At 69.2% G+C, this 19,443-nt stretch carries 14 protein-coding genes; 10 read left to right on the top strand and 4 right to left on the bottom strand.

Annotated features, from left to right (window positions below; translation table 11 throughout):
* The 7 genes from epsU to FL344_RS19440 all read left to right on the top strand — a co-directional run bounded on the left by epsU (nt 1) and on the right by FL344_RS19440 (nt 6,801).
* On the top strand, nt 1–1,260 hold the full coding sequence (gene epsU, locus FL344_RS19470) for an exopolysaccharide biosynthesis GT2 family glycosyltransferase EpsU (protein ID WP_141619569.1): 1,260 nt from the start codon (nt 1–3) through the stop codon (nt 1,258–1,260).
* Nucleotides 1,261–1,560: 300 nt separating this feature from the next.
* Complete coding sequence (locus FL344_RS39195; protein ID WP_228565192.1) at nt 1,561–1,758, top strand: hypothetical protein; 198 nt, start codon at nt 1,561–1,563, stop codon at nt 1,756–1,758.
* Between the two features lie 224 nt (nt 1,759–1,982).
* Entirely contained in the window at nt 1,983–2,429 is a 447-nt protein-coding gene (locus FL344_RS19460) for a hypothetical protein (RefSeq protein WP_228565191.1), read from the top strand.
* Complete coding sequence (locus FL344_RS19455) at nt 2,429–2,803, top strand: DUSAM domain-containing protein (RefSeq protein WP_090491203.1); 375 nt, start codon at nt 2,429–2,431, stop codon at nt 2,801–2,803. The genes FL344_RS19460 and FL344_RS19455 overlap by 1 nt, the downstream gene beginning before the upstream one ends.
* Before the next feature lie 237 nt (nt 2,804–3,040).
* Entirely contained in the window at nt 3,041–3,412 is a 372-nt protein-coding gene (locus FL344_RS19450; protein ID WP_141619568.1) for a hypothetical protein, read from the top strand.
* A 314-nt stretch (nt 3,413–3,726) separates the two neighbouring features.
* The gene (locus FL344_RS19445; protein WP_141619567.1) at nt 3,727–5,835 is read left to right on the top strand and encodes a von Willebrand factor type A domain-containing protein; all 2,109 of its coding nucleotides are present in this window, start codon (nt 3,727–3,729) and stop codon (nt 5,833–5,835) included.
* A 168-nt stretch (nt 5,836–6,003) separates the two neighbouring features.
* Entirely contained in the window at nt 6,004–6,801 is a 798-nt protein-coding gene (locus FL344_RS19440; protein WP_141619566.1) for an alpha/beta fold hydrolase, read from the top strand.
* Nucleotides 6,802–7,254: 453 nt separating this feature from the next.
* Here the strand turns inward: FL344_RS19440 and FL344_RS19430 are convergent, their stop codons facing one another.
* From FL344_RS19430 to FL344_RS19415, 3 genes are all read right to left on the bottom strand, one after another.
* Nucleotides 7,255–8,769, bottom strand: coding sequence for a TolC family protein (locus FL344_RS19430; protein ID WP_228565190.1), 1,515 nt, complete (start codon nt 8,767–8,769; stop codon nt 7,255–7,257).
* A gap of 426 nt (nt 8,770–9,195) precedes the next feature.
* The gene (locus FL344_RS19420) at nt 9,196–12,369 is read right to left on the bottom strand and encodes an efflux RND transporter permease subunit (protein ID WP_141619565.1); all 3,174 of its coding nucleotides are present in this window, start codon (nt 12,367–12,369) and stop codon (nt 9,196–9,198) included.
* Nucleotides 12,370–12,390: 21 nt separating this feature from the next.
* Nucleotides 12,391–13,494 (bottom strand): efflux RND transporter periplasmic adaptor subunit, encoded by a 1,104-nt coding sequence (locus FL344_RS19415; RefSeq protein ID WP_141619564.1) that lies wholly within the window; start codon nt 13,492–13,494, stop codon nt 12,391–12,393.
* A 138-nt stretch (nt 13,495–13,632) separates the two neighbouring features.
* Here FL344_RS19415 and FL344_RS19410 point away from each other — a divergent pair, with 138 nt between their 5' ends.
* Both FL344_RS19410 and FL344_RS19405 read left to right on the top strand, forming a co-directional pair.
* A complete protein-coding gene (locus FL344_RS19410) occupies nt 13,633–15,129 on the top strand; it encodes an ATP-binding protein (RefSeq protein WP_228565189.1) in 1,497 nt (498 codons plus the stop codon).
* The gene (locus FL344_RS19405) at nt 15,126–16,478 is read left to right on the top strand and encodes a sigma-54 dependent transcriptional regulator (protein WP_141588552.1); all 1,353 of its coding nucleotides are present in this window, start codon (nt 15,126–15,128) and stop codon (nt 16,476–16,478) included. The genes FL344_RS19410 and FL344_RS19405 overlap by 4 nt, the downstream gene beginning before the upstream one ends.
* Before the next feature lie 9 nt (nt 16,479–16,487).
* On the opposite strand, the gene epsH is transcribed toward FL344_RS19405, so the two are convergent.
* On the bottom strand, nt 16,488–17,795 hold the full coding sequence (epsH, locus tag FL344_RS19400; RefSeq protein WP_141619563.1) for an exopolysaccharide biosynthesis glycosyltransferase EpsH: 1,308 nt from the start codon (nt 17,793–17,795) through the stop codon (nt 16,488–16,490).
* A 57-nt stretch (nt 17,796–17,852) separates the two neighbouring features.
* Here epsH and wzy point away from each other — a divergent pair, with 57 nt between their 5' ends.
* Complete coding sequence (wzy, locus tag FL344_RS19395) at nt 17,853–19,436, top strand: exopolysaccharide repeat unit polymerase (protein ID WP_194863164.1); 1,584 nt, start codon at nt 17,853–17,855, stop codon at nt 19,434–19,436.
* Nucleotides 19,437–19,443 lie beyond the last annotated feature (7 nt).

Raw genomic sequence — 19,443 nt, 5'->3', positions numbered from 1 at the left:
GTGCATGTCGTGACATTGTGGACGTGGCTGGACGTGGCGCTGTGCGTGGCGCAGCTTCCCGTGGCGGTGGCGTGTGGCTATCTGCTGACGCTGACGCTGCTCTCCTATCGGCCCCAGCCGCCGACGACGCGCATCGGGCCGCGAAAGTTCGACATCATCATCCCCGCGCACAACGAGGAGCTGGGCATCGCCCGGACGGTGAAGAACCTGTCCGAGGTCGACTACCCGGCGCACCTGCGGCGCATCATCGTGGTGGCGGACAACTGTTCCGACGCGACGGCGCAGAAGGCGCGCGAGGCCGGCGCCTTCGTCCTGGAGCGGCAGGACACGACGAAGCGGGGCAAGGGCTACGCGCTGGCCCACGCCTTCGAGTTCAGCCAGCAGGACGGCTTCGCCGAGGCGGTGGTGGTGGTGGACGCGGACACGGTGGTGTCGCCCAACCTGCTGACCGCCTTCGCGAAGCGCATCGAGGGTGTCGAGGGCAAGGAGGCCGGTGGCGCGAAGGGCGGGCTCAAAGTCGCGCACGCCATGCAGGCGCACTACGGGGTGATGAACCCCACGGCGTCCTGGCGCACGCGGTTGATGACCATTGCCCTGGGCATGTTCCACAAGGTGCGCTCACAGGGCCGCGAGGCCCTGGGCGTGTCGTGCGGCCTGCGCGGCAACGGCATGTGCTTCACGCACCACGCGCTGGCCCAGGTGCCGCATGACGCCTTCAGCGTGGTGGAGGACCTGGAGTACGGCATCCGCCTGGCTCGCAACGGCTTCCGCGTGCACTACGTCTGGGAGGCGGACGTGCTGGGGGAGATGGTGTCCGCGGAGAAGCAGAGCCGCTCGCAGCGTCAGCGCTGGGAGGGCGGCCGCGCGCAGATGCGCAAGCTGCACGGGTGGCCGCTGCTGAAGGACGGCCTGCGGAAGCGGGACGGCACGCTGTTGGACATCGCCATGGACGTGCTGGTGCCGCCGCTGAGCCAGTTGGTACTGGCGGCGGTGGGTTGCGCGGTGATGGCCGGGGCGTTCGCCTGGTGGTCCCACAACCCGATGCCGTGGGCGCTGGGCGTGGCGGGCTTCAGCGTGGCCAGCCTGGGGGCGTATGTCCTGCGCGGCTGGTGGGTGTCTGGCGTGGGCGTTCGCGGCCTGCTGGACCTGGCCTGGGCGCCTGTCTACGTAGTGTGGAAGGTGTGGCTCATGCTGCGCGGCCCCGGCGCGGAGAAGCGCGGTGAGTGGGTGCGGACCTCGCGTGAGGGCGAGAACCGGTAGCGGGCCGTGTGCACAGAACTCAAGTTGGACTTGAGTTTCGTGCAGTTGAGCGTGGCGACTTGCACGAAACTCAAATTGGACTTTAGTTTCGTGCGTGGGAACGGCACGACGCGGGCAGCCAGATTGGGACCGGCTCTTCGACATCGTCGCGGGGCAATCGGGCCTGTTCACGGCGCAGCAGGTACTGGAGGACGGGTATTCGGCGCAGGTGCTCGCCCACGATGTGCGGTCCGGCCGGCTCCTCCGGTGCACTGAGGCATCTACCGGCTGGTGCACTTTCCGGCCGCTGAGCATGAGGACTTGGTCGCCGTCTGGCTCTGGTCCGAGCAGCAAGGTGTGTTCTCCCACCAGACGGCCCTGGCGCTCCACAACCTGTCGGACGTCCTGCCGCATCGCGTGCACCTGACGCTGCCGGCCAACTGGAAGCAGCGCCGATTCCGCGGTCCTGCCGACACCGTGTTCCACCATGCGGACGTCGGAAAAACGAAGCGCGTCTGATTCGGCCCCATCCCAGGGACTTCACCGCACAGAACTCTGCTGAATTGCGTTGCGGTGCATGTCTCCCCCCATCTGCTGAATCAGGCCATCGCACTGTTGCCCGATAATGCGGACGCCGTGCCACCAACTGCGCTACGTAGAAATTGAGGGGTGGCTCTACCCCTGCCGACTACCTATGCAGGGTGATAGACGCATGAAGCAGGGCCGTGTTTTTCAAGCCCAACATGCGAAAGCGGAAAACCCAAGCCTCTCTGATGTGCCTCTTCGCCACCCTCGCGCTAGGTTGCTCCAGCAGCGCCACCGGCACCGCCAGCCGTCGCGATGCGTACGCGCTCGCGACCTGCTCTGACACTGTGTCGTGCTGCATCCAGCGCAACCCTGGCGTCCCCGAAGCGTGCGGCCTCACGGCGAGCGAAGCCGCCATGTACATGGCAGGCGTCAAGACAGCCATGGACGAGGCCGCCAAGGAAGAAGAGGCACCCGTCATCTGGGACGACGCCCACAACGGGGACCTTCCCGAATGGCGGCGCGAGTGCATTCGGTTCTACGGCGACTGCAAGACGGAGCCTGGGTGGACGGGCCCTTGCTACGAGTGCCTGCGCCGCTGCGAGGCCCAAGAAGAGTGGCCCGTGTCGATGTGCAAGCCCGGAAGAAAGACGCGGAGGAAGTAATGGACGACAGCCCCGACTGGGACCCGGTGCGCGCCCTCGCACATGGCGTGTTGAATCAAGGCATCCCGCTGGAGCTGACGGATGACGTGCGGAGCTTGCTCAGGCGCACCGCGCGAGAGGTTGCCATCAGCGACGCGGACACCGCGCTACAGACCGAAGCGGGCGCAACGGAACTTCTGCGGGAAGCCATGCGCCGAATCAAGGATGGCTCCTGGCGCCTGATGCGTGCGCTTCACCGCATGTACCAGCACAAGCGCGCGGGTGACTTCGACAGCGCCCGCCAGGAAATGAGAGAGGTGCTCGCCGAAGAAGTGGTGCCCTTCTACCGCGACGTTGCAGCCGGGCAACTCGAAGACCTCGACGACGAGCCGTAACGACGACGGGAGCGAGACTGAAGCCGCGCCCCCGTCGTACTCAGAAGCCACCGTCACCAACACGGGGCGGCGCTACCCTGCCGCACGCTGCGGCAGGCCGCGCACAACGTCAGCGCTGGGAGGACGGGCGCAGTTGCGCAGGCTGTCTTGCATGAGACTCGAGTTGGACTTTAGTTTCGTGTGTAGGAATGGCGCGGCGCGGGCAGCCGATGCGGCTGTGCGGAGGAGGCAACGCGGATGGGCGTGCGTAGCAAGGGACGACGTAAGCTCCACCGGGAAGGCCGCCTCTTCATCTGGTGGGTGGACGCAGCGGATGGACCGGAAAAAGTCCTGCACGTCATCGCGGACGACAAGCGGTTCCACGTCCAGTATCCGCTGGAGCAACCCGCCGAGGAGGGCTTCCTGGCCGTCGTCGGCCGGGAGTTTCCAGGACTCCCAGACGCAGGCAGTTGCTGGATTCGAGTGCGAGTCCCCACCTGGGACTCCACCGCCGTGGGCCCCGGCTTCGTTCGCCGCCTCATCGACTGGGCGTTGACGCCGGACAAGCCGCTCCTTCGGGTGGATTGGCGCGGCAAGCCCAAGGAAGGCGGCGATGCCCCTTCCCATTGACCTGCCGGACATCAACGCGGCGATGACCTCGGCATCGTGATGCGTGGATGAAGCTCGGGCCTGCTCGCGGGCGATGCCTTCACGCGAGGTGTCGAGCACCGGCCTGCTCCTCCAACGGCTCGGGTTCAACACGGAGGCCACGGAAATTCTCGACGTGGCGACTGCCTGGTCAGCCCACCCGGACCCGTTCTAGCCCCGGCATCCTGGCGCGCGATTGATGCTGGAACCGTGATGAAGAGGCGAGGCGCCCATGACGTTCGTCACGAGCGCTCTCTGGAAGATGGCCACCTCTTGTTCCTCCGAGGTGGCCCACGATGCATTCCGTCGCTCGCAGTGTGCTGTGCGTCTTCCTGCTGCTGTTCGCCTTTCCCTCGCTGGCTCAGCCCGATGCCGGCGGACATCCGAACACCAGCACCGTCATCGGGACGGTGCGTAACGCATATCGGCGCGTTCCCGTCGCCAATGCTGTCGTGACCGCGAGTTCCCCCAACCTTCAGGGGGAATTGAGAGTCTCGACCGATGCACAAGGGAGCTACCGCATCCCGCAGCTCCCACCGGGCGACTACACGCTGACGTTCGAGAAGGAAGGGTTCAAGCCCTACACACGCTCCGCCATTCAACTGCGTCTCAACCGGACCACCCGGGTCGACGTGGAACTCCTCGCCGCTGCATCGGAGGAGCCGGGACGTGTCATCGCCGCTCCGCCGACCATCGACGTGGGCTCCACGACCATGGGCGTGAACATCGACCAGGAGTTCATCAAGCGCATCGCCGTCGCCCGTCCGGGTGGCAAGGGCGGCGCTACCCGCTCCTACGAAAGCCTGGCAGAGCGCCCCACCAGCGGCCACGCCGGCGTCGCCATCAACGGCCCACCGTACTCCATCCTGCCCTCGCAGTCCCTGAGCCGTGCGGCGCCCCCGACGCCTCCGAGCGCGCCCCGGCTCGCCCGCAGAGATGTCGAGCCCCCTGCCCCCGCCGTGACGCCCGCGCCGGTCTCCCCCTTCCACATGTACTTCCAGGGGTACGGCGTCAATCCCACCATCAACACGGAGGAGGAGCGCTTCTCCACCTTCTCCGTCGACACGGATTCCGCGTCGTACACGCTGACGCGGGCCTACCTGGAGCGCGGCAGCCTTCCCAGCGAGCAGGCCGTCCGTGTGGAGGAGTTCGTCAACACCTTCGACTACGGCTACGCGCACCAGGGCAGCGCGCCCTTCAGCGTCCAGGTGGAAGGCTTCCCGTCTCCCGTTCGCAAGGGCTACCACGTGGTCCACGTCGGCGTGAAAGCGCGGGAGGTCAGCCGCCCGCAGCGCAAGCCGAGCCACCTCGTCTTCGTCATCGACGTGTCCGGCTCCATGAACCTGGAGAACCGGCTGGGCCTGGTGAAGCGCGCACTGCACCTGCTCGTGAACGAGCTGGATGAGCGCGACGAGGTCTCCATCGTCGTGTACGGCTCCACCGCGCGCCTGGTGCTGGAGCCCACCAGCGCCGTGCACGCACACGTCATCCGCGCCGCCATCGACAGCCTGCACACCGAGGGCTCCACCAACGCCCAGGCGGGTCTGGAGATGGGCTATTCGCTCGCGGCCTCCCACCTCGTGGAGGGCGGCATCAACCGCGTCATCCTCTGCTCGGATGGCGTGGCCAACACCGGGCTCACGGATGCCAACAGCATCTGGGAGCACATCCGTGCGCGCGCGGCGAAGGGCATTACCCTGTCCACCGTCGGCTTCGGCATGGGCAACTACAACGACGTGTTGATGGAGCGCCTGTCCCAGGTGGGTGAGGGCAACTACGCCTACGTGGACCGGATTGAAGAGGCGCACCGCATCTTCGTGCGCAACCTCACCGGCACGCTCCAGGTGGTGGCCAAGGACGTGAAGCTCCAGATGGAGTTCAACCCGAAGGCCGTGTCCCACTACCGCCTGCTCGGCTACGAGAACCGCATGCTCACCAAGGAGCAGTTCGCCGATGACCGCGTGGACGCGGGTGAAATCGGCGCGGGCCACGCCGTCACCGCGCTCTACGAGGTGAAGCTGACCGAGCCCTCCGCGTCCTTCGGCACGCTGCGCATCCGCTACAAGGCGCCGGAGGGTGGGGACTCGAAGCTCATCGAGAAGCCGCTGCCGTCGAGCGTCCTCCGCCCCGCCTACGGCCGCGCCACACCGCCCACGCGGCTGTCCTACGTGGCCGCCGCCTTCGCGGAGAAGCTGCGCGGTTCCTACTGGGTGCGCCCGCTGACCTATGACGCCCTGTTCTCCTTCTGGGAGGAAGTCGGCCAGCCGCTGAAGGCCCGCGATGACGTGGCGGAGCTGGGCGCCCTCATCCAGAGGGCCCGCGCCCTGGACCACCGGGAGGACCGCTTCGAGGCCTTCGCGCCCGTGAGCACCATGGACTTCGACCGCGTGCCCACCCTGCCCTGAGCCCCGCGCCCGCGCCTGGCGCGGTCCTTTCGCCAGGCGCGAGCGGCTCCCATTCCTCAGGGCACTGAGTCCAAGCCGGCAGCGAACAGCACCGAGTCCTCCGCCAGCGGGGCACACATGACGCTGACTCGCGGGAAGCTGGCCTCGCGATCAGGTAGGAACAGCTCCATGACGACCTGGATGAGTGGAGTCTGCGAAACGAACGGCATCAACATCCACTACCTCCGAACCGGAGGTGCCACCCCTCCCGTCGTTCTGCTCCATGGATTGATGGGGAACGGCGCCTGCTGGACTCCCCTTGCGCGTGTGCTCGAAGGTGAATTCGACGTCGTCATGCCCGACGCCAGGGGGCACGGCGGTTCGAGCACGCCGCACCACGGCTACCGGTACGACGACCACGCGAACGACGTCGTGGGCCTCATCCGCGGTCTGGAGCTCTCTCGTCCGGTGCTGCTTGGCCACTCGATGGGCGGAATGACCGCCGCGGTGGTGGCGAGTCGAGGGACGGGGGGCCTCCGCGGCCTCATCCTGGTCGACCCGACATTCTTGAGCCCCGAGCGCCAACGCGAGGTGCGCGACAGCGACGTCGCCGACCAACACCGCCGGGCCCTCGGCATGCACAAGTCTGACCTCGTTGCACAGGCCCGAGCCCGCAACCCGCATCGCTCGCCCGAATTCATCGACCTTCTTGCCGAGGCGAGACTGAACACCCGCCTGGACGCCTTCGACGTTCTCACGCCGCCCAACCCCGAGTATCGCGACGTGATGAGCGCGATTGACGTCCCGACCCTCCTCGTCATTGGAGACCGCAGCCCCGTCGTCACGCTCGAGATGGCAACGGAACTGCGGAGCCTCAACCCACGTGTGCGAATCGAACAGGTACAGAACGCCGCCCACGGTCTTCCGTTTGACCAACCCGAGCGACTGGGAGCCGTGGTCGTGCAGTTCTTGCGCGAGCTGACCTAAGGAGGTCTCCAGAAATTCTCTAACCCATCGCGCAGCCCAAAACCCTCGGCGAGGCAACCTGCCTTGCAGAGGACTTCCTGGGGCGAGAGATTCAGCAGCCGCCAGGTGCGCAGCTTCGCCAGGGCCCTTGCCCTCGGCGATGAGCTGGATGGCCAGAAGGCGACGGAAGTGGCGAGCGTCGCGTGCCTGCCGCAGCGCCCACTCCAGCTTCCGCCTGTCGTCTGCTGTCAGCCCCAGTTCCGCAGGGCGCCTTGCCGGTCGCATCCCCCAGAAGTTGTGCATGCTGCTGGCGACCTACTTCAGAGCACCGCGAAGACTGCTTCGAGTCCTTCGCGCCCGTGAGCACCATGGACTTCGACCGCGTGCCCACCCTGCCCTGAGCCCCGCGCCCGCGCCTGGCGTGATGCCCCGCCATGCCGGGGCACTTCCGCCAAGCGCGAGCGCAAGCTCCCGTCAGGGCGCCGTGTCCAGCCCCGCCGCGAAGAGCACCGAGGCCTCAGCGAGCTTCACCGTCTCCTGCTGCTTCAGGTGAAGCACTCGCATGTCCTTGAGCGAGCGGAACGCGTCCAGCAACTCCAGGATGCCTCCGCGCCCCTCGCGGTAGGCGTCCTCGGCCATCCGGCGCACCGTGGGTAGCCGCTCCACCACGTCGTGCTCCAGCCGCGCCAACGCGCCCTTGCGGCCCTCCAGGACGGCGTGAGCCCGGGACAGCTCCGCGCGGGCCTCGGCCAGCTCCGCTTCCAGTGCGCGGGCCTCGGCCTGCATCTCCGCGGACGCGCGGGCGACGGCGCCCTGGTTCCGGTCGAAGAGCGGCAATGGCAGTCCCACGCCCACCAGGGCGATGGTGCTCTGCTCGTTCCGGGTGAACATGACACCCGCCGCCACGGACGGCACTGGCAGCCGCTCCCTGCGTGCCACGTCCAGACCGCCTCGTGCCACGGCCTGCCGCGCGCGCGCCGCCACCAGCGACGGTCGACGCTGCTGGGCGGACTCCCACAGGAGCGGCAGGTCCGGCAGGGATTCGGTGGTCCGCAACGAGCCCTGCGCCTTCGGGTGCCACCCTTCCATGCCGAGCAACGCGGCCAGCCGTCCGGAGGCGTCGGCCACGTTGGCGCGAGCGTTCAACACCTCCACCTCCAGCGCGCGGCTCTCCACCTCGATGCGCTCCACGTCATACCGGCTGGAGTCACCCGCCGCCGCCCGGCCCTTCACCACCTTCTCCACGCGCCCCAGGTCCACCGCCGTCTCCTCCAGCACGCGCAGTTCCTCCTGGTTCGTCAGCAGCGCCGCGAAGGCCTCGCGCACGGCCAGCGCGCGCTCCGCCAGTGAGGCTTTCACGCGCGCCTGTTCGGCGGACACGTTGCGCTCCGCCAGCTCGCGGCGCACGCCGCGCTGCCCGAAAATCATCAGGGGCTGCTCCAGCGACAGCTCGTGCACCACCGACGAACCGGTGTTCACGCCCGCGGCCAGGAGCTGCGTTCCGTAACTGAACGAGGGGTTGGGCAGGATGCTCGCCTCGACGCGGTCCGCCGCCGCCACGTCAATGCGCGAGCGCTCCGCCGCGGCCCATGGGCTGCGCTCGTCCAGCAACGACAGCGCCTGCTCCAGCGTGATGTGCTCCGGAGGCGCCTCCTCAAGCCGCTTCTGCTCCTGCGTGAGTGAGTCCCGAGGAGTGTCGGACCGCGTCTGCGCGAGCAGGAGTCGGTCCGGCGGGGTATACGACCGGTTCTGCGCCAGCACGAATCGACCTGGAGGCGGCACATCGGACTGCGTCTGCTCCTGCGTGAGCCGGTCCGGTGACGTCGCCTCGGACCGCGTCTGCTCCTGAGTGAGCCGGTCCGGCGATGTCGCCTCGGACCGCGTCTGCTCCTGCGTAAGTCGCTCCGGCGACGGCGTATCGGTCTGCTCCGCCCTGGCAGACCCGGCCATCAACAGACACAGCACACCCCATGCGGTGAAGTGCCTCATTCCGTCACCTCCGCCTCGCCCTGATCGCCTTCCGACACCAACGACAGCCATGGAACTCCCTCTGTGCTGAAACCTCGCTTGGCGCCGCATGGCTCCGTCTCCGGCACCGCCCAGTGGGCACGCACCGGCATGAAGCGCTTCAGGCCACCGTTCGCTGAACGCACACCGCTTCGCAGAACGGGTCCAAAGACGGTGTCGCGCCGAAGAGCATCGATGCTCCAGCGGTGCCGGGCCTTTCGGCCCGCCATGCCTCGCCGTGCACCACCAGGAGACCTCCGGACTCTCGCCCCAATGAAGCGCCTCATGCCGCCACCTCACCCTGACGCCAGTGACCACCGGCAAGTCCACCGAGCAGCGCCTCACCACCGCTCCCGCCTGGCTGCCCCGCCACTGACGCCCACTGTGCGCCCGTCCCGTTGAAGCGCCTCACGCCGCCACCCCCGCGGTGCCCTGCTCCGGGTCGTGCCCCTTCGGCCCGATGTGCTCCACGCCGGAGTCCAGGTCCTCGTCCTCGTCGTCGCGCGAGCCCGTGGAGGCGACATGCTTCCCCACGATGACGGAGTAGAAGGCCGGCAGCGCGAACAGCGATACCAGCACCGCCGTCACCAGTCCGCCGATGATGACCACCGCGAAGGGTCGCTGCGTCTCGCTGCCCGCTCCGCTGGAGAGCGCCGCCGGCATCAACCCCAGCATCGCCAGCAGCGCCGTCATCAGCACCGCGCGGAAGCGGCTGGCCGCGCCCGCCGGCAGCGCTGCCTCCAGGGACTCGCCCGCCTTCCGCCGGTCATCCACCGCGCTCACCACCAGCAGCGACGCCAGACACACCTGCCCCAGCAGCGTGATGAAGCCCACCGCCGCGCTCACCGACAGCGGGATGCCAGTGACGGCCAGCGCCAGCACGCCGCCGCACATCGCGAAGGGCGCCCCCGCCAGCACCGCGCCCGCGCTCCGCATGGAGCCCAGCGCCGCGTAGAGCAACGCGAACACCACCAGGAAGGAGATGGGCACGATGACCGCCAGCCTGCCCAGCGCACGCTCCTGGTTCTCGAACTCGCCGCCCCACTTGAGGAACGTGCCCTCCGGCACCGTCACCTCGCGCTCCACGGTGGCCATGGCCTCCTGGATGGTGGAGCCCATGTCGCGCCCCTCCACGTTGAACTTCAGCGCCAGGGTGCGGCTGTTCGCCTCGCGGTTGATGCTCGCGCGGCCCAGCGCCTTCTCCAGCCGCGCCACCTCGCGCAGCGGGACATGGCCTCCGCTGGCCGTGGGCACCAGGATGCCGCCGATGCGCGACTCGTCGTCACGCTCCGTGCCCGGCAGGATGACGCGCACCGGAACGGGTCGCTCCTGCTCCCACAGCTCCGTCACCACCCGGCCACCCAGGGCCGTCTCCACCAGGTCCTGCGCGGTGGCCACGTCGATGCCGGCACGCGCCAGCGCGGGACGGTCCAGCACCACCTGGAGCTGCGGCACACTCGAATCGCGGTAGAGCCCCAGGTCCACCACACCCTCCACGTTCTGCAGCGACGTGACGGCCCGCTCCAGCGTGCCGCGCATGGCCGCCAGGTCCGTGCCGAAAATCTTCAGCACCACCTTGCCGCGCACGCCGCTGATGGCCTCCTCCACGCTGTCCTTGATGGGCTGCGAGAAGTTGAAGCTGACGCCCGGAATCTCCAGCAGTGAGGCGCGCATCTCCCGCACCAGCCGCTCCTTGTCCCAGCCCTTGCGCCACGTCTCCTCGGGCATGAAGCGGACGAACGTCTTGCCCATGTTGACGGCCTCGTTGTCCGTGCCGTCCTCTGGGCGGCCCTGCTCGACGAGCACCTCCTTCACCTCCGGGAAGTCCAACAGCCTGCGCCGCACCTCCAGGAGGAGGTCCGCGCCCTTGCCCAGGGAGATGCTGGCCGGCATCTCCACGAAGATGTTGATGTCGCCCTCATCCAGCTCCGGGAGGAACTCACTGCCCACCCGCGAGCCCACCACGCCGGTGAAGAGCACCAGCGCCGCCATGCTCGCGAACACCAGCGGCTTGCGCGGCATCAGCCACGTCACCGCGCGGCCGTAGCCTTCCCTCAGGGTGGTGAGCAGCTTCGGCTCCTTCACCTCCGCGTCCTTCGGCCGAAGCAGCAGCGCGCACAGCGCGGGCACCACCGTCAGCGCGAAGACGAGCGCGCCCACCAGCGCGAAGCTGTACGTCAGCGACAGCGGCCGGAAGATACGGCCCTCCACACGCTCCAGCGTGAAGACGGGGATGAGCGCGGCGATGATGATGGCCATCGCGAAGAACGTCGGCCGCGCCACATCCAGCGCCGAGCGCAGGATGAGCCCCAGCATCTCCTTGCGCCGCCGGGGCCGCTGCACGCCCGCCTCGTGCAGCACGTTCTCCACCAGCACCACCGCGCCATCCACCAGGATGCCGAAGTCGATGGCGCCCATGGAGATGAGGTTCGCGGGCAGGCCCACCATCTTCAGGCCGATGAAGGCCGTCAGCAGCGCCAGGGGGATGACGGACGCGACGATGAGCGAGCAGCGCAGGCTGCGCAGGAACAGCCACGCCACCGCCACCACCAGCAGCGCGCCGTGCAGCAGGTTGTGGTGCACCGTGGACAGCGTGTGCCCCACCAGGTCGTTCCGGTCATAGAAGGGCTCGATGCGCATGCCCTTGGGCAGCACCCGCGAGTTCAGCTCCTCCACCTTGGCGTGCACGCCCTCCAGCACCGTGCTGGGGTTCTCTCCCCGGCGCAGCAGGACGACGCCTTCGGTGACGTCCATGTCCAGGTTGTGGCTCACCGAGCCGCGACGCGGCGTGTGCGACGCCACCACCCGCGCCACGTCGCCCACCGTCACCGGCGTGCCGTCCTCGCTCTTGAGGACGATGCTCTGCACGTCCTGCGAGCCGCGCAGGTAGCCGACACCGCGGATGAGCAGCTCCTGGTCGCCCTGGCGCAGGAAGCCGCCGCCCACGTTGCGGTTGGAGCGCTCCAGCGCCTCGGTGACGTCCGCCAGCGTCAGCTCGTGCGCGAGCAGCCGCGACGGGTCCACCTGGACGTGGAACTCCTTGAGGAAGCCGCCCAGGCTGAGCACGTCCGCCACGCCGGGCACCTGGCGCAGGTGCCGCGCGATGTTCCACTCCATCTCCGAGCGCGTCTCGGTGAGGGTGTGCCGGTCGCTCAGCACGCGGAACTGGTAGATTTTGCCCAGCGGCGTGGCCTCGGGCGCCAGCCGCACGTCCGCGCCGTCCGGCATGTCCGCGTTGGACATGCGCTCCCCGACGATGGTGCGCGCCTTGAACGGGTCCACGCCGTCATCGAAGGTGAGGAAGATGAGCGACAGCCCGAAGAGGCTCTCGCTGCGCATCTGCACCATGCCCGGCGTGCCGTTGAGCACACGCTCCAGGGGCACCGTCACCTGCCGCTCGATTTCCTCGGGCGCCAGCCCGGGCATCTGCGCGATGACATTCACTTGGAGGTTGGTGACATCCGGAAACGCCTCCACGGGCGTTTCGAGATAGGCCTTCACACCGAAGAGACCGATGCCCAGCGTCAGCAACAGGACGGGCAGGCGGCTTCGGACACAGAACGCGATGAGTGCTCGCAACATGGGTAGGTGTCCTCGCCGCGCCTAGAGGAGCTGATCCGCCGCGCCATCCAGCAGCAGCGCGCCCCGGGTGACGACCGGGTCCCCCGGTGACAGGCCCGCGATGACCTGCACCCGTCCCTCCACCGGCTGCGCCACGACGATGGGCCGCCGCTCGAAGGTGCCCGCGTCCTGCTGCACGTACACCACCGAGTCCTTGCCGTTGCGCAGCAGCACCGCCTCCACCGGCAGCGTCAGGCTGGCGTCCGGCGAGTCGATGCGCACGCGCCCGAACATGCCGGGCCGCAGTCCCCGCGCCTGCGTGTCCAGGGTGATGCGCACCGGCGCCGTCCGCGAGCCGCTCGCCACCACCGCGCCCACCGAGTCCACCTTCCCCTCCAGCGGCGCGTGCACCGACGGCATCGTCACCCGCACCCGCGCGCCCTCACGCACCAGCGGCAGGTCGCGCTCGAACACGTCCGCCATCACCCACAGCGCCGAAGGGTCTCCCACCTCCACCAGCACGTCTCCGCCCGGCTGCACGGCGATGCCCTCCGCCGCGCTCCGGCTCAGCACCGTGCCCGCCATCGGCGCGCGCAGCACCACGGTGGTGCCGCTGCCGGTGCCCACGAAGCCCACGAACGCCTGCGCCCGCGCCAGCTCCGCACGCGCCTCCGCCAGCCGCGTCTCCGCGGACAGGCGCTCACGCTCCGTCGTGACGCCCTGCTCGAACATGCGCGCCTCGCGCTCGAAGGCGGACTGGGCCTCGCGCAGCGCCGCCGTCGCGGTGGCCACCGCCGTGCGTGACGCCGCGGCCTCCGGGCAGTCCAGCGTCACCAGCGCGTCGCCCGGCTTCACCGTGTCGCCGGTGCGCACGTGGACGCTCACCACCCGGCCCGCCAGGGGCGCCACCAGCCGCGACAGCGCCCCGTCCCGGAAGGCCACGCGCGCGGGGGCCTGGAGCGCCGCGCTGCTGGCGTCCGCCTTCACCGGGGTGACGGTGATGAAGGCCCGCGAGGCCTCGGCGAGCTGCACCACACCTTCCTTCAGGGGGGCGGGCGTGGCGCGCTCGGCGGGAGCGGAGGGGGTGCCCGCGCCCGAGCAGGCGGCGGAGAAGGCCCAGAGGCCAAGGAGCAGGGTCCTGTTCATGCCCCAGCCCCTGGGCAAGTCCCGGTCCACCGCACCAGACGCTCAACTCACGAGAATCATTGAGGATGGCGACGCTCAGCGAGCAGGCGGAGCTGGTGCTTATTGAACCACCTGTGCACTTTCGCCACAGTGCCCGGCGTGCGCATCTCCACGAAGCTGGGCCTGGGCCTGACGCTGACGAGCGCCGTCATCCTGGGCGCCTACGGCTACAGCCAACTCCAGAAGGAGGAGCACGACCTGCGGACGGCCACCGAGCACGCAGCGCGGCTGCTGGCCACGGCGCTCCAGGTGGCCATGGAGAACGCGCTGCGGGACGGGCAGGCGGCGGACGTGAACGAAATCCTCGAGTCGTTGGACCACCGGGACCCGACCGTGGACGTCTTCGTCTTCGACGCCCAGGCCGTGCCACTGGTGCGCTCCCCGGGCAGCTCGCAGACGCTGCACCTGGTGGAGGATGCCGCCCGGCGGGTGCTGAAGACGCACCACTCCCTCACCCGCTTCACGGGCCCCCAGAAGCTGTCGCACCTGCTCATCGTCCTGCCCCTGCACAGCGACGACAGCACCGTCGTGGTGGGGGCGCTCGCCGTGGTGAAGCCGCTGGACGGGCTGCGGCAGGACCTGGAGTCCACCAGCCGCGCCACCGTGCTGTCGGTGCTGACGCTCATCACTGGCATCTCCCTGGTGGGCTGGCTGCTGTTGATGCTCTACCTCCGGCGTCCCCTGGAGCGCGTGGTGGGGGCGATGCGCGCGGTGCGCGGCGGCGACTTCACGGCCACCGTGACGCCCGGCAGTGACGACGAGGTGGGCGAGGTCGTCCACGCCTTCAACGGCATGGTGAAGGAGCTGGGCGAGGCGCGGCAGCGGCTGTCGGCCGAGGCCGAGTCCCGGTTGGCACTGGAGGCGGGCCTGCGGCGCGTGGACAAGCTGGCCGCCGTGGGACAACTGTCCGCGGGGCTGGCACACGAAATCGGCTCCCCCCTGCTCATCCTCAACGGACGGGCCCAGGCCCTGGCCGCGCGCGCCGAGCTGCCCGACGACGTGCGGCGCAACGCGCGCATCCTGGTGGAGCAGTCGGAGCGCATCGAGCGCATCGTCCGCCAGCTCCTGGACCTGGCCCGCCGCAAACCGTCGAAGCTGGAGTCCCTGGACGCGCTCGCCTCCGTGCGTGCGGTGGTGGAGCTGCTGGAGTTCGACGCGCGCAAGCGCGACGTCCGGCTGACGTTCCATTCCGAGGAGCCGCTCCCACGCGTGCTGGCGGACGGAGACGGGCTGCAGCAAGTGGCGCTCAACCTGCTCACCAACGCGCTGCGCGCCACGCCCCGAGGCGGCGAGGTGCGGGTGACGCTGGCGCCGTCCACCTTCCAGCCCGCCCCCGGCCTGCGCGAGCGCCACGGCGTGCGCCTGTCCGTGGAGGACACCGGCGTGGGCATGGATGACGCGGCGCTGGAGCGCTTCTTCGAGCCCTTCTTCACCACCTGGAGCGCCCACGGCGGCACGGGCCTGGGCCTGCCGGTGGTGAAGGCCATTGTCGCGGAGCACGGCGGCACCGTGACGGTGACGTCGCGCCCGGGACAGGGCACTCACTTCAGCGTGCACATTCCTTCGGAGAAGGAAGAAGGAACGGGGGCGATATGAGCACTCCCAGAAAGCGCCTGCTCATCCTGGATGATGACGCGGGGGTGGTGGACTTCCTCTGCGAAGCCCTGGACGCGCGAGGCTACGAGGCGGTGGGACGCACCTCGCCCGAGGAGGCGCTGGCCCTCTTCGAGCGCGAGTCCTTCGACCTGGTCATCACCGACGTGGAGATGCCCCGCATGCGCGGCACGGAGGTGCTGGAGGCGCTGCTGACGCGCAAGCCGGGCCAGCTGGTGGTGCTCATCACCGCCTTCGGCAGCGTGGAGCTGGCGGTGGCGGCGGTGAAGGCCGGCGCCTGCGACTTCGTCACCAAGCCCTTCAACATCGACGCGCTCGTCCTCACGCTGGAGCGCGCCTTCCGGGAGCGGCAACTGCGCCGCGAAATCGTGCGCCTGCGCGCGGCCGTCCCCGGCGACACGCCCGGCGGGCTGGTGGCTCGCAGCCCCGCCATGCAGAAGGCGCTGGAGGTGTCCCGCCGCGCGGCGCGCAGCGACGCCACCGTACTGCTCACCGGCGAGACAGGCACCGGAAAGAGCGCCCTGGCGCGCTTCATCCACGAATCCAGCAGCCGGCGCACCCAGCCCTTCCTCCAGCTCAACTGCGCGGCCCTGCCCTCGGGGCTGGCGGAGAGCGAGCTGTTCGGCGCCAGGCGCGGCGCCTACACCGACGCGCGCGAGGACCGGGCCGGCGTCTTCGTGTCGGCCGGCGGCGGGACGCTCTTCCTGGACGAAGTGGGCGAGCTGTCGCTGGAGGTGCAGGCCAAGCTGCTCCAGGCCCTGGAGACGGGACGCGTGCGGCCCCTGGGCTCGAGCACGGAGATACCCGTGCGCGCCCGCGTGCTGGCCGCCACCAACCAGCCGCTGGAGGTGCTGCTGCGTGAAGGCCGCTTCCGCGCGGACCTCTACTACCGCCTCAACGTCATCCGCATCGAAGTGCCCCCGCTGCGCGAGCGGCGCGAGGACATCCTGCCCCTGGTGGACTTCTTCCTCGGGCGCCTGGGCGAGCAGCAGCAGCGCGAGGTGCTGGGCGTGTCCGCCAGCGCGCTGAAGCGGCTGCTGGCCCACGCGTGGCCCGGCAACGTGCGCGAGCTGGCCAACCTGCTGGAGCGCGCGGTGGCCCTGGCGGACCACGACACGCTGGTGCCGGAGGACTTCGACCTGCCGGGCGGGGACAGCGGCCTGACGTCGCTGCTCAGCCGTGCCTCGGGAGAGGACGCGCCCCTGGAAGAGGTGGAGCGCGCCTATGTGCGCCGGGTGGTGGAGGCGCAGGGTGGCAACAAGGCCGCCGCCGCGCGCATCCTGGGCATCAACCGGCGCACGCTGTACCGCAAGCTGGACCTGGACGAGTGAGGCCGCGCCTCAATCCGCCAGCGGCATGCCCCAGTCCGGCTGGCCGCGCTCGCCCTTCACCCAGCGGTACACCTCCAGCACCTGCTCCGCCTTCGCCTTCCAGGTGAAGTACTTGAAGATGCGCTCGCGGGCGCGCTCGCCCATGGGGCGGATGACGGACGGGTCCGCCGCCAGCTTCGTCAGCACCTCGCGCACGCGCAGGACGATTTCCTCCGGCGTCCCCATCTGGATGGCGAAGCCGGTGGCCGGGCTCACGATTTCCCCCGGGCCGCCGTAGTCCATGACGATGGGCACCAGCCCCAGCGCCATGGCCTCGCACACCACCGCGCCGCCGAACTCGCGCACGCTGGGGAAGCCGAAGATGTGGTTCTTCGCCAGCCGGCCCTGGAGCTCCTGGTGCTTCACCCAGCCGGCGAAGGTGACGCCGGACTCGATGCCCTCACGCGCCGCCTGCGCCCGGAGGTTGGCCATCTCCTGACCGTCACCGATGTACTCCAGCACCACCTTGCCCTCGCGGATGAGCGGCGCGGCGGCCTCCATCAGCATGGCCATGCCCTTGTACGGCACGAAGCGGCCCACGAAGGCCACGCGCAGGGGCAGCTCCACCGGGCCCTCCGACTTCTCCGTGCCGAAGCGCCGGGTGTCGATGGCGTTCTCCGGCACGTACACCGTCTTGCCCTGCCACTGCCCCGACACCTGCCCCCGCGTGGCGCGCGAGCCGGTGATGATGGCGGACGCGTTCTCCCGCGTGGACTTGTAGAAGGGCATCAGCTTGTAGACGTCACGGATGTAGCTCAGCCACTCCTTCTCCCGCCGCCGCGCGCCGCCAAAGCCCTTGGGCCAGGGCAGACCGCCGTTGAGCGGCCCCATGACGAAGGGTACGCCCGCCTTCTTGCACCGCGCCGCCAGCGTGCTGGGCGTGGTGGGACTGATGGGCGTGTAGCGGTGCACCAGGTCGAACTCACCCGCCTCGATGCGCGGGCCGAAGCGGCGCCAGAGCACCTCCTCGAAGTAGTAGTAGGGCAGCGCGCTCAACGCGGTGGCCGTCGTCCAGCCCACCCCTGTCTTTCCCCGCAGCACCTCGCCCACTTTGTCGAGCGGCTTCTCCACCGGCGTGGAGTCCAGCGCGGTGAACTGCGAGCCCTCCTGCACGCCCTGCTTGAGGATGTTCTCCCGGTTGCGGACGTGGGTGACCAGGTGCACGTCCGCCACGTCGGCCAGAGCGCGGTAGAGCGACCAGCCTTCGAGCGGGACACTCACCCAGTCGGGGTTGCACAGCTCGGCAATCAGAAGGACGCGTGGGCGGGGAGCAGGCATACGTGCCACTCCATCTATCCCAACCCGCTCTCCGGATGTAGCCTCCTCCGGGTCTCGATGTACGCACCCGACCGGCCGCCCTACCTGCGCTACGGCGCACTGCTTGCTTTCCTGGTGCTGGCCACCGTGGGCGGCGCCGTCATCCACCCCGTGGTCGCGTTGGCCCCTGTGCTGTGCGTGGGGGTGGTGTGGGTCATCCTGAAGGTGCCGGTGAAGTACCCGGTGTTGGTCGTGACCTGGCTCGTCCTGGCGGTGGACTACGTGCCAGAGCGGCCCCAGTCCGGCCTGTGGCCCTCGCCGCTCCACCCGCTGGGCGAGCTGATGTTCGCGCAGCTCAGCTACATCACCAAAATCGGGGCGCTGCGCTTCCCGCTGGTGGACGTGCTCATCCTCGGGTTGATGGGGCTGGCGATGTACCGGCGGGTGACGAAGTCCACCATCGACCCGGAGCCGCTGCCCATGCCCCGGCCGCTCATCGCCGTGGTGGCGCTGTCCCTGGTCGCCATCCTCTGGATGGAGGTGCGCGGCATCGCCCGGGGCGGGGACATCAAGAACTCGCTGTGGCAATGGCACCAGGCCGCGATGATGCCCTTCATCGTGGCGATGTATCACTACGCCATGCGGGGCCCGGAGGACTGGCCCGCCTTCGCGAAGACCATCATCCTGGCGGGCCTCACCAAGTCCGCGGTGAGCACCTACTTCGCCATGGTGGTGGTGCACGAGCTGGGCGTGGAGGTGGAGTACACCACGTCCCACTCCGACTCGATGACGTTCGTCTTCGCCCTGCTGGTGGCGACGCTGCGCTTCGTCGAGAAGCCCAAGTCCGCGCACATGCTGCGCGGCCTCGCCATCATCGCCTTCATTGGCATTGGGATGATTTTCAACGACCGGCGCCTGGCCTATGTCAGCTTCGCCGGCTGTCTGCTGGCGGCCTTCCTCATCAACCCGTGGACGCCGCTGAAGCGGTTCCTGGTGCGGACGCTGCCGTTCTTCGCGCCCTTCATCATCGTGTACATCGCTGCGGGGTGGAACTCCGGCTCGTCCGTCTTCGCGCCAGTGCAGACCATCCGCTCGCTGATTGACGGCCAGGGCGGCGAAGGCAACCTGGACTACCGCGACATCGAGAACCTGGACATGATTGCCACGTGGGCCCAGTTCCCCATCCTGGGCACCGGCTACGGGCACGAGTTCCTGGAGCCCATCCCACTGCCGGACATCGCCTTCGTCTTCCCGCAGTACCGCTTCCACCCGCACAACTCACTGCTGGGGCTGTTCGCGTTCGGAGGGCTGCTGGGCTACACGGGCGTGTGGATGTACCTGGCCGTCACCATCTACCTGGTGGTGCGCTCGTATCACCGCACCGACGTCTCGGAGTACCGCGCCGCCGCGCTCATCATCGTGGGACTGGTGGCCACGTACATCAACCAGGTGTTCGGAGACATGGGCATCATCTCGTACATCTGCACGTTCCAGATATCGCTGGCCGTGGCCATGACAGGGAAGCTCGCCGTGCACACCGGCGCGTGGCCCATGCCTCACAGCCGGCTGCTGGGCCCCGCGCCCGCGGCGCCCGTGCCACCGCCGGGCGCCATCACCTATCCCAACGAGGACGCCCCATCCTCCGCCGCGAACCCGCGCTGAGCGCGGC

It is taken from the genome of Myxococcus sp. AB036A (assembly GCF_006547355.1).
In the GTDB taxonomy this organism is placed as follows: domain Bacteria; phylum Myxococcota; class Myxococcia; order Myxococcales; family Myxococcaceae; genus Myxococcus; species Myxococcus virescens.
This window is presented reverse-complemented; position numbering and strand designations above follow the sequence as displayed.